Annotated in this window: 9 protein-coding genes; all 9 read right to left on the bottom strand. The window is 31.6% G+C overall.

Annotation, left to right across the window (positions count from 1 at the left end; translation table 11 throughout):
• Positions 1-312: 312 nt before the first annotated feature.
• The 9 genes from HNR52_RS07595 to HNR52_RS07555 all read right to left on the bottom strand — a co-directional run bounded on the left by HNR52_RS07595 (position 313) and on the right by HNR52_RS07555 (position 9,638).
• Positions 313-1,392 carry a hypothetical protein gene (locus tag HNR52_RS07595; RefSeq protein WP_435620185.1) on the bottom strand — a complete coding sequence of 360 codons (1,080 nt, stop codon included), beginning with the start codon at positions 1,390-1,392 and terminating at the stop codon, positions 313-315.
• A 22-nt stretch (positions 1,393-1,414) separates the two neighbouring features.
• Entirely contained in the window at positions 1,415-2,521 is a 1,107-nt protein-coding gene (locus HNR52_RS07590) for a hypothetical protein (protein ID WP_435620184.1), read from the bottom strand.
• A 46-nt stretch (positions 2,522-2,567) separates the two neighbouring features.
• A complete protein-coding gene (locus tag HNR52_RS07585; RefSeq protein ID WP_435620183.1) occupies positions 2,568-3,128 on the bottom strand; it encodes a hypothetical protein in 561 nt (186 codons plus the stop codon).
• A gap of 374 nt (positions 3,129-3,502) precedes the next feature.
• Positions 3,503-4,369 (bottom strand): hypothetical protein, encoded by an 867-nt coding sequence (locus HNR52_RS07580; protein WP_435620182.1) that lies wholly within the window; start codon positions 4,367-4,369, stop codon positions 3,503-3,505.
• Between the two features lie 26 nt (positions 4,370-4,395).
• A complete protein-coding gene (locus HNR52_RS07575) occupies positions 4,396-4,890 on the bottom strand; it encodes a C39 family peptidase (RefSeq protein WP_435620181.1) in 495 nt (164 codons plus the stop codon).
• 172 nt (positions 4,891-5,062) lie between these two features.
• Positions 5,063-5,263, bottom strand: a complete 201-nt coding sequence (locus HNR52_RS07570; RefSeq protein WP_435620180.1) for a helix-turn-helix domain-containing protein — start codon at positions 5,261-5,263, stop codon at positions 5,063-5,065.
• A 4-nt stretch (positions 5,264-5,267) separates the two neighbouring features.
• Positions 5,268-5,669, bottom strand: a complete 402-nt coding sequence (locus HNR52_RS07565; protein ID WP_435620179.1) for a sigma factor-like helix-turn-helix DNA-binding protein — start codon at positions 5,667-5,669, stop codon at positions 5,268-5,270.
• A 161-nt stretch (positions 5,670-5,830) separates the two neighbouring features.
• Complete coding sequence (locus HNR52_RS07560; protein ID WP_435620178.1) at positions 5,831-9,028, bottom strand: DEAD/DEAH box helicase; 3,198 nt, start codon at positions 9,026-9,028, stop codon at positions 5,831-5,833.
• A 103-nt stretch (positions 9,029-9,131) separates the two neighbouring features.
• The gene (locus HNR52_RS07555; RefSeq protein ID WP_013787013.1) at positions 9,132-9,638 is read right to left on the bottom strand and encodes a ferritin-like domain-containing protein; all 507 of its coding nucleotides are present in this window, start codon (positions 9,636-9,638) and stop codon (positions 9,132-9,134) included.
• Positions 9,639-9,666: the final 28 nt, after the last annotated feature.

Here is a 9,666-nt window from a genome sequence, read left to right as displayed (position 1 = left end):
GTAAGTTCTAGAACTTACACTCTGTATTTTATCAGGAGGTACTTATTTTTTCAAAGTTCATTCTTCCTTATTTTTTATTCATTACAGGAATGCTCTATTATAAAATTAAAAATTATAAATTTTATTAATTATTCCTTAATTTTCTATTACAAATTTGTAACATAAAAAGTCATGGCAAACGCAAACGCCATGACAAATACAACAACCAGACGAAACTCCGCTTCATTCTTGGTCTATCTACATTGCCAGTTATAAAAGCTCTAACTCCTCTATAACCACCATTTATTATATTGCAATTATGTTCTATTTCATTCAATCTAAAGTAATCCACTCTGATTTGCACTTTTCTCCCTTGACGTACCACCACAGTATATTGCCTGAAATATTACCACCGCTTGTAATACCTGAATCTTTTAACTTCAATGTCTCTCCCTTTTCTATAGAGTAAATGTATAAACCATCACCGTTTGTATTCCATGAAATGAATTTATCATTAAGTGAACTATTCCAAACGCCTGTCCTTCCCCAATTTACAATAGTTTTTTCTTCTTTTGTCTTTATATTGTATAATTTCAGAATAGAATCGCCTGAATTCCATACTACATATGGATATTTAATTGATGCACCGCTAACTCTTAATCCATCATCCAATATTCTTTTCTCGTTATTTTTAAGATTTACAAGAATCAATTTTCCATTACGTGCCAGTGCTTTCATATCAATTTTTCCAATATCATATACAAGCCAATCCCCATCCAACCCTGGCTGCCCAAATTCTCCGTCTTCAACATTTAATTTATCAATGATTTTATAAGTATTGTTTTCAATATCGTATAATTTGACAATTGCATTAACAGATTCTTTATCTTTTTCAAAAGCTGTCCATGTAATTTTGCCGTTAGATGCAGATATCAACGCTCCTAACAAAGTAGGCGTTTTTACTTTTGCATTTGCAACATTTCCTTTGTCAATTTCTATGCGACGATTATCATCTATATTCTGTGCATACAAAACCCAATCGCTTTTTGTCATATCGTTGCTGGATTCAACATACACGATCCAATTCCCCATGACTTTTGCGTCATAAATATTTTTAGAAACTCCAGCATTAATTTTAAGCATTATTGAGCCATCACTTGAAGTGACAAAAATGCTGTTGTCTACTTCAGGATTGACCTGTAAAAACACTTTTCTGCCATCATCAAGCACATCTATTGGATGTGCATTTTCAATTGATGAGACTTTTTTAGCCTCTAGCTCATTAAGTATATTAACATTTGTTGTAGCAATAACTGCATTTTTATCATCTGAGTCTGTCTTTGTACTTTTAATACTACAGCCACCAATCATTAAGATTACGATAATTAATAAACATATTTTTACTTTTTTCATAATAGCCTCCTAGACAAGGTAATCAATCCATGCCATTCACATTTGGAAAATAAACATCATTTTCGCCAATTAAAGTTTTCGCTTTTGGTACATCATATTTTGATACAACATTCCCTGCCGTATCAATTATTTCAATATCATTTATCGTTCTGCGCATAATCCCTATAAGTTTATCATCCTTCACAGCAAATATATACAATTCTGTCCCTTCAGTCTTATGCACTGGAATACCTATAAGCAAAATATCATTATAGCTTCCTAAAATATCTATATACTCGGGAAATTCGCCATTTAATGTCTCATGTGCATATTTCTTCTGAAGATCAGATATGTTATCTATAATCTTATAACCTACTTTTTCGGTATACACTTCTATAGGATTAGTCTGCGTTCTTATGATAAAATTATCTCCGATAGTAGCTGTGTGATTAGCCAATGGCGGAAAGCTAGGTGATAGCTCGTTCCCTTTAATAGGACCAACTTCTTGCCATTTGATACTTTCTGTTGTTTTATCATACTTTAAAATAAATAATTTCCCGCCACCTAATGTGAAGCAAGGATAGAGCATTGCTGCACCATAACTTGTCTTAACTACCGATGTTACTGTTCCGCATTTTGTTGCTTCATACTCTTTGCCATCCTCTCCTTTAAAAGTATGAAGAGGAATTGTTATTTCTTTCTCCTCAGTCTTGCCGTCATCTATTAATGTTAACTTATATCTATTTTCTTCATCGCTTTTTACCAACTTTACGTCTTGCCCCCATATCGTCTTTGGTTCAAAATAAAAATCTGCTTTTTCAACAATGTTTTTGAATTTATCTGATGCTTCTAGATAAGAAGGCAAAACCGCATGCTTCTGTCCATCCCAAGCTATAGGGAATATCGCATATGATTCTTTATTTGTTATTATCTTTTGTGGAATTTTATATAAGTTTTCATTTGTTTCTTTTATTTTATTATTTATTACATTCCAGTAATATATATCCGCCTTAAAGTTTCCATCATCATTATTTAAGACAACAAATGGCACTTCAGTATTATTTTTCAATGTGTCAGAACAGCCAGAAAATACAACACACATAAGTATCAAAAATATAATAGCTAATGAAGTTCTAAACAATTTAATCACATTATCTACCTACCTTATATTAGCTTTTCTTAAAATAAAAAAAGATTTATGGTGATGAAGCAATATAACTTATACACCATCCACCATATAAAGGCGACTTAGAAACTGTAATAAATCTGGTGAAGTACCCCTCTTCAGGAAATTTGTTAATATCATTCGATTTTTGCATATAATAAACACAGTAAAGCTTAGAAGGTTTTTCTATATTTTCACTGTCATTCTTTTTTATCATATCTGTATATACTTCAATTGATTTAATGTCAATTCTCTTTATATTTTTCAAATATTCTATATGTTCCTTATACACATAATTAATATCCTCAGATGATTTATTTGCTACATAATTTAAAAAATTGGAGTCACAAACAACAGCGAGATTATAATTCTTATCATTTATGCTATTATAATAGATGTTTATTATTTCTTCCGGAGACGCCTTTGAAATTTTAATTTTATCTTCCTTCGTCAACATATTGAAATACTTTTGCGCTATTGAATTATTTCCCTTTTCTTTAATGGCAATGTTGTTATTTGGAACTGAACATCCGACTACAATCAAGGCAAAAAATATCAAAAAACATAAAACAATTTTTTTAAATAATATCACTACCAATCACCTCCATTTCCTGTTTTTCCCCTTCTACATATATAAAAGCTAAATTCTTCTAAAAATATTCCGCATCATAAAATTATTTTTATCATTTTGGCATATTATGCTTCATATTACGCTCTTAACCTTCTATATTTCATCTCTATTATAAAATTAAAAATTATAAATTTTATTAATTATTCCTTAATTTTCTATTACAAACTTGTAACATAATCAGTAAAATTTTTCCGCAAAAATTTTACTGATTTCCCTAACTTGCCAGATAAATACCTACATTCTGATTGAAAATGCAGAATAAAAAATAAAAGACACCAACTATTTTTGATTGGTGTCTTACATAGAATTTTAATATTTCCCCTTAATTCGCTTATTTACTTATAACTGTATTTTCGTTTTGATCTAACAAAGTAAAAAATTGTTATAAAAGCAATAAAAATTGTCAACGCAAATAAATAGTATACTTGATTGCCAAGATCTTTCCCATTAACCGACGGGCGGCCTGTTGTCATTCCTGTATCATTCAAACCAGCTTTAAGAATAAGACCAATAGCGGAAATTATCTCGTCTTTTGTATATATCTTTTTGTCTTTAAGACCATAAAGCTCGCTTTTACCTTCGCCGTGAATAATGGGAACAAAATATTCTCCACTATTTGCTTCAATATAAAGAAAATCGGAATGCAACGAAGATATTCTGAAATGGATAAATGTTTTTGCCTCTTTTAAATTATTGTTATCAAGATACGAAGTTATACCATCAGTGTTACTGACAAAATCAATAGAATCAGGCGAAAGATAGCCGCCGATTTCTCCAACATCCCATCTATTATCCAAAAAAGATACGGTAATTGACGCTACATCCTTGCCGTTAAATTTTATAGGCACTTCCCACTCATAAGGTGCATTTAACAGAGCATTAGAAATATTTTTCCTCTCAATTAAGTTTTGGACAACCTCTTTATTAGCAATAAACACTTTATATGCTTTCCCGTATATCAATTCATCAGGATTACTTACATCCATTAACTCTTTGCGTCCCAGCTCATCTTTGTTATCGACTAAAAATTTTTTAGTATTTGACTGGCTATCACTAATTGCACGCTCTACCTGATCTTTTTCTTTTGCCAGATCTAATGTTTGTTGTTGCACCAGAGTATTTATTGGAGTAGCTGCAAAAACTGGAAAAGTTGATATTAATATCAATATAGTAATCACAACAAAAGTAAGGACCTTTTTCAAAATAATTCACCTCCTCCTCATTCATATTATTCCCAAAACAAAGAATCTGTCCAATACCAGCTACTGTTACTTACATAATATGAATAAGTTGCGCCATGTCCGTATCCATCCCAGGGATCGTTATAAATAACATAGTTTGTGCTGGTATCATAACCTTTAATAACCATAGCGTGTCCTCCTCCGGAAGTCCATTGTATTCTCGTATAAATAGGTCCTCCATGATTTATTTGATATTGCACCGCTGTATACGACAATGAATTATATTGTATAGAACCTGCTTTACTGGTATATTTCTTTACGTAGTATTCTGCATCAGTTGTATATCCTGGTTGATTAAAGTTCGTACCATACTTATCTTTTGCAATTTCAACTGTACGATCTGTTGTGTCACCTTTAAAATATGAAATTATCATAGAAGCACTAGTAGCCCAACAAAGATTGTCATAAGGCTGTTGAGAATATTGAGGCACAGATAATACAGATCTAGCAGCAAAAGCATTATTAATCTGAAAAACTAGCACAAAACTTATCAATAAAAATCCTAAAATAAGGGCTCTATTTTCTATCTTTCTATGCTTCATTTTTCCTCATCTCCATTTTCTGTATTTCTCCTTCTACATATATAAAAGCTAAATTTTTCTTAAAATATTCCACATCATAAAAATTATTTTTATCATCTTTGCATATTATGCTTCATTTTATATCAAATTTCTTGATCGCCTTTATTATTACCTCAACAATATCCTGACTTATATCATCTTTTATGTCCATATCAATATTTCTCATGTTTTTCTTTATAAGAGGCTGAAATCGCAATATTATTTCTTGCATAGCATCTTTATCCCCTTCTTTAGCCTTTAAAATAATTTCAAAAAGGCTTTTATCTTTGCTCATACTTTCAAGAACCCTCCATAAACTTTTTTATTTTCTTAAGGGCTTTTTTCTTAATCTTGCTTATAGATGATTGTGATTTATTTAACATTTTAGCTATCTCTTTTTGTGGTATATCTTGCATTATATTTAGCATTACAACATTAAATTCTTCCGCTTCCAGCAGTTCCTTAAATTTTGAAATCATTAATCTATCTATTATTTCATCTTCAATTAACACATTATCGTATATCGTACTGTCAATAATTTCCCCATCATTTTCGATATTGCCATTGCAATCTGCTAAGTCTAATGTCAAAAGCTCTTTCTTTTTAATGTCATTGTATTTTTTTATTGCTTTTACTGTTTCATAATTAATAGATTTTTCAATAAACTTAATGAATGCAAATTCTACATCTCTCTCTCCCATACATTTAACCTCCCATACCTCACCTCTATTATAAAATTTAAAATTATAAATTTTATTAATTATTCCTTAATTTTCTATTACAAACTTGTAACATAATCAGTAGAAAAATTTTTTCGCAAAAAAAAAGCAACTGCCTTAATCGACAATTGCAAATCATCTAATCACATTGCAAAAAGCTCTTTTACTTCTTCTTCACTCAACTTAGTTATAAAGGTCTCACCTGGGTTTATGACAGAATTTATCATTTCTTTTTTCTTCTCTTGCAGTTTTACAATTTTTTCTTCAATTGTACCTTGCGTTATAAGCTTTATGACTTGTACTGTATTCACCTGCCCAATCCTGTGGGCTCTATCTGTCGCCTGATCTTCTATGGCTGGATTCCACCACGGGTCAAAGTGTATTACAGTATCTGCACCTATCAAATTTAGTCCAGTTCCACCTGCTTTCAATGAAATCAAAAAGACATCCGAGTCACCTTTGTTGAAGGCTTTGACTAATTCCCCTCTCTCTTTCGTTTTTGTATCTCCGTCTAAATACAAGTATGAAATTTTTTCTTTCTTTAAGTTGTCTTCTATAAGCTTAAGCGCTGTCGTAAATTGGGAAAAAATCAGAGCCCTGTGTCCGCTTTCTTTCAATTCTTGAATCAGTTCCATCAAAAGCTCCATCTTGCCACTGGTACCTTTGTAATTTTCTACAAACATTGATGGATGGCAGCATATCTGCCTTAACCTCGTTAAAGCCGTTATTATCTTTATCTGGCTTCTTTCAAAGCCTTTATTTCGTATCTCTTCCTCTATTTCAGTCTTTGCATTCTCCAGATACGCCATGTACAACTCCTTTTGCTCTTTCGTAAGTTCAGCAAATGATGTGGTTTCTATCTTAGTTGGTAACTCCTTTAAAACGTCTTTTTTTAGCCTTCGCAATATAAATGGCCTTATATGTTTGCTTAAGTCATTAAGCGCCTCTTCATTTTTGTATCTTACAATTGGCTTCTCATACTTCTCAACAAATTTTCTGTGTGACAAAAGGTATCCAGGCATTAAGAAATCAAATATAGACCACAATTCAGTCAAAGAATTTTCTATGGGCGTACCAGTAAGCGCAAAATATCCTTTGGCTTTTATCCTTTTGACAGATTCTGCATTCTGAGACTTTGGATTTTTTATATGCTGCGCTTCATCCAAAATGCAATAGCTAAATTCAATATTTTCATAACTTTCTATGTCCCTCCTAATCAATGGATATGAAGTTATGACGACGTCAGATTCCTCTATGCTTTTAATAAGACTTCCTCTTTCGCTTTTACTGCCAGATACCACTAAAGTCTTTAGAGAAGGCGCAAATTTTTGTATCTCACTTTCCCAATTGTAGATAAGAGTTGTCGGACAGATGACTATTGCAGGTTCTTTATGCTTTTCTTTTTCATCCAGCAAAAAAGCTATAGTCTGTATCGTCTTTCCTAATCCCATGTCATCTGCCAGTATTCCGCCAAAACCATACGATGACAATGTTTTAAGCCATTTAAACCCTACTTCCTGATATTTTCTCAGGACACCATTTAACTTCTTAGGCACTTCAAATTCAGTATCCATTGGATTTTTTATGGCTTTGACTAAACTATTTAATTTTTCATCCTTATCAATCTTTAATCTATCACTTTCAAGTTTTTCGTCAATATAAAGGGCTTTGTATTTTGGAATTTTTACAATTTCTTTCTTTAAATCTTTGCTGCTTAAATCCAACGAATCAATGAAATTTGCAATTTTCACCAATTCATCATCAATAGGCAAAAAAGATCCATCAGGCAACTTGAAAAATTTCTTCTTCATTTTTATCGAATCAAATATCTTTGGAATGAGATCTCTATCTACATCATCAATAGAAAAGCTAAATCCCAACAAATCATCGTCCTGAATTCTAATGCTGCTGCTATAGGATCTTTTGTAGAATTTCATCCTTTTAAATGATTCAGAATAATACACATCAGCGTATTTTTGAAGCACAGGTAAATAATTTGATACAAAGTCAAATATGGAGTCTTCATCATCTAAGTAAACCAATTTATCTTTTACCTTAAATTCGCACTTTTCAAAGATATCTAGTATGCGTTTTTCTGCAGCCTCGTCCCTAACTAAAATACAGTCATGCTTTATCTTCGTCTTTGTATCATCGTATAGATTTACGTTATACTGGCCGTAAGTAAAATTTATATCAGCGGTTATTCTTTCTCCTTCTTTATCAAGGTAAATTTTCGCCACAAGTGGTTCACTGTAAAATTCCGATTTCACATCATCATCGATGACGACGCTTCCCGCTTTATCTATATTCGGAAATATTACTTCTGCAAACTTCTGCTTATCCTTCTCAGTAAATACAACGCTATTTGTATAATTAGTGATGTACACATTGTAAAATGGCGCTAAAGCAAAACGCTGCTTATCAGAAACCTTGTATATTTTCCCATCATACACAAAAAAATTACCTCTGCTGTCTAACGCCTTTACTTTTTCAATTCCCTCAACGGTAAGTCTAATATTTTTGTCGTTATTCCCTTTCTCAAGTTTAAAACTAATAGGAAGATCATCAAAAACCACATCTACATCATAATAAGTTTTTCCATCCAAAACCAAATTAAAATGACTGTCCTTCATCACTTCAATAAATTTTTCCAAATTTGATGGCGTAAGCCTTACATACTTTCCGGAAATAACCGAGTCAACTCTGTAATATGAATTTTCAGTATTGATTTTGTCAATCTCGTATATCTCTCTTAAAAACTTTATAAGCTTCATATCTTCTTCTTTAAAAGTATTTACGCTTGGATCAAATGAAAATCCTTTGCCAAATTCAACGATCATTCCTTCATCAATATCGTCAAAAAACTTCTTTATGCTTTTAACTACGTACAATTTGTCAATACCCATTCTAAGGCATAAAGATGTATTCATTTGATAAGATTCTAATGTAATCTCTATGTTAATAGGCTGTTTCAATTCATCAGGTATGTATTCTCTTTTTTCAAATTCTTCAAACAAATCATACGCAGCCTTATTTTTTAGATTGTCCTCTATCTCAGCTTGATTATTTTTTATATACATTAAAACTGCCGCAATATGTTTGCAATCACCACCATATCTTGCCTTTGCAGGGCATGTACAACTTGTGTACAATTCACCATTATACTTTTGTATCATTACTCTGTACAAAGATGTACCCATTACAAAAGCTTGAAATACAGTGCCAGTTTTGTTGTAAGTAAAATTGTGTATCTTACCTGACAGATAATATTCAAGACCTTTTCTATAGACACTATCATTTTCGCATCTGCTCTTAATCTCCGCATCAGTTAACTTAACCATAACTATCATCCCAATCAATATGACTTTTGTTATTAATAATTATATCAAATATAAGAAAAAAAGCATATAAAGAACATAACTCTTCATACGCCAATAAAAATCTCTATATCGCTTTTATCATATTGCTTAGATCTATGAAGTGCTTTATCTCCTCATTCAATAATGTTATTGCAACTTTTTTCGTAGAGTCAAATTTAGCATCTTTGACTATCTCATCGTAAAATATTATGGAATCTTTTTCCGCTCTTATTGCCAATTCTACAGCATCTTCAAATTTATTTATTTTCTCTAATACCTCGTCAACAGCATCTTTCGATGGAAAAACAGATGTATTGTAAAGCAATGTTAAATAAATAGATGCCTCTATGTCAAAGTACAAGCTATCGTCGCCTTTCTTTTCGTCTAAAAGCTTATTATAAAGCTCTTCAAATCTGGATTTATGTATAAGCTCCTCTTTCGCCATGTCATCAAAAAACTTTCTCATTTTCTCGTCGTTAGAAAATTTCTCTGAAGCTTTTGTATAAAATTCGTATCCTCTTTCTTCTATATCTATAGCAAGCCTTGCAACTTCTAAATCGGTCAAATATTTTTTCTCAATATTGTTTAACATAACAACACCTCCCGAAAATTATTATCTT

Origin of the sequence: Thermoanaerobacterium thermosulfurigenes, assembly GCF_051201035.1 — a bacterium.
Taxonomy (GTDB): domain Bacteria; phylum Bacillota; class Thermoanaerobacteria; order Thermoanaerobacterales; family Thermoanaerobacteraceae; genus Thermoanaerobacterium; species Thermoanaerobacterium thermosulfurigenes.
This window is presented reverse-complemented; position numbering and strand designations above follow the sequence as displayed.

Coding starts and splice junctions, on each gene's coding strand:
- HNR52_RS07570 (WP_435620180.1), bottom strand. CDS start 5,263: ATGAGCAAAGATAAAAGCCTTTTTGAAATTATTTTAAAGGCTAAAGAA.
- HNR52_RS07595 (WP_435620185.1), bottom strand. CDS start 1,392: ATGAAAAAAGTAAAAATATGTTTATTAATTATCGTAATCTTAATGATT.
- HNR52_RS07560 (WP_435620178.1), bottom strand. CDS start 9,028: ATGGTTAAGTTAACTGATGCGGAGATTAAGAGCAGATGCGAAAATGAT.
- HNR52_RS07555 (WP_013787013.1), bottom strand. CDS start 9,638: ATGTTAAACAATATTGAGAAAAAATATTTGACCGATTTAGAAGTTGCA.
- HNR52_RS07565 (WP_435620179.1), bottom strand. CDS start 5,669: ATGGGAGAGAGAGATGTAGAATTTGCATTCATTAAGTTTATTGAAAAA.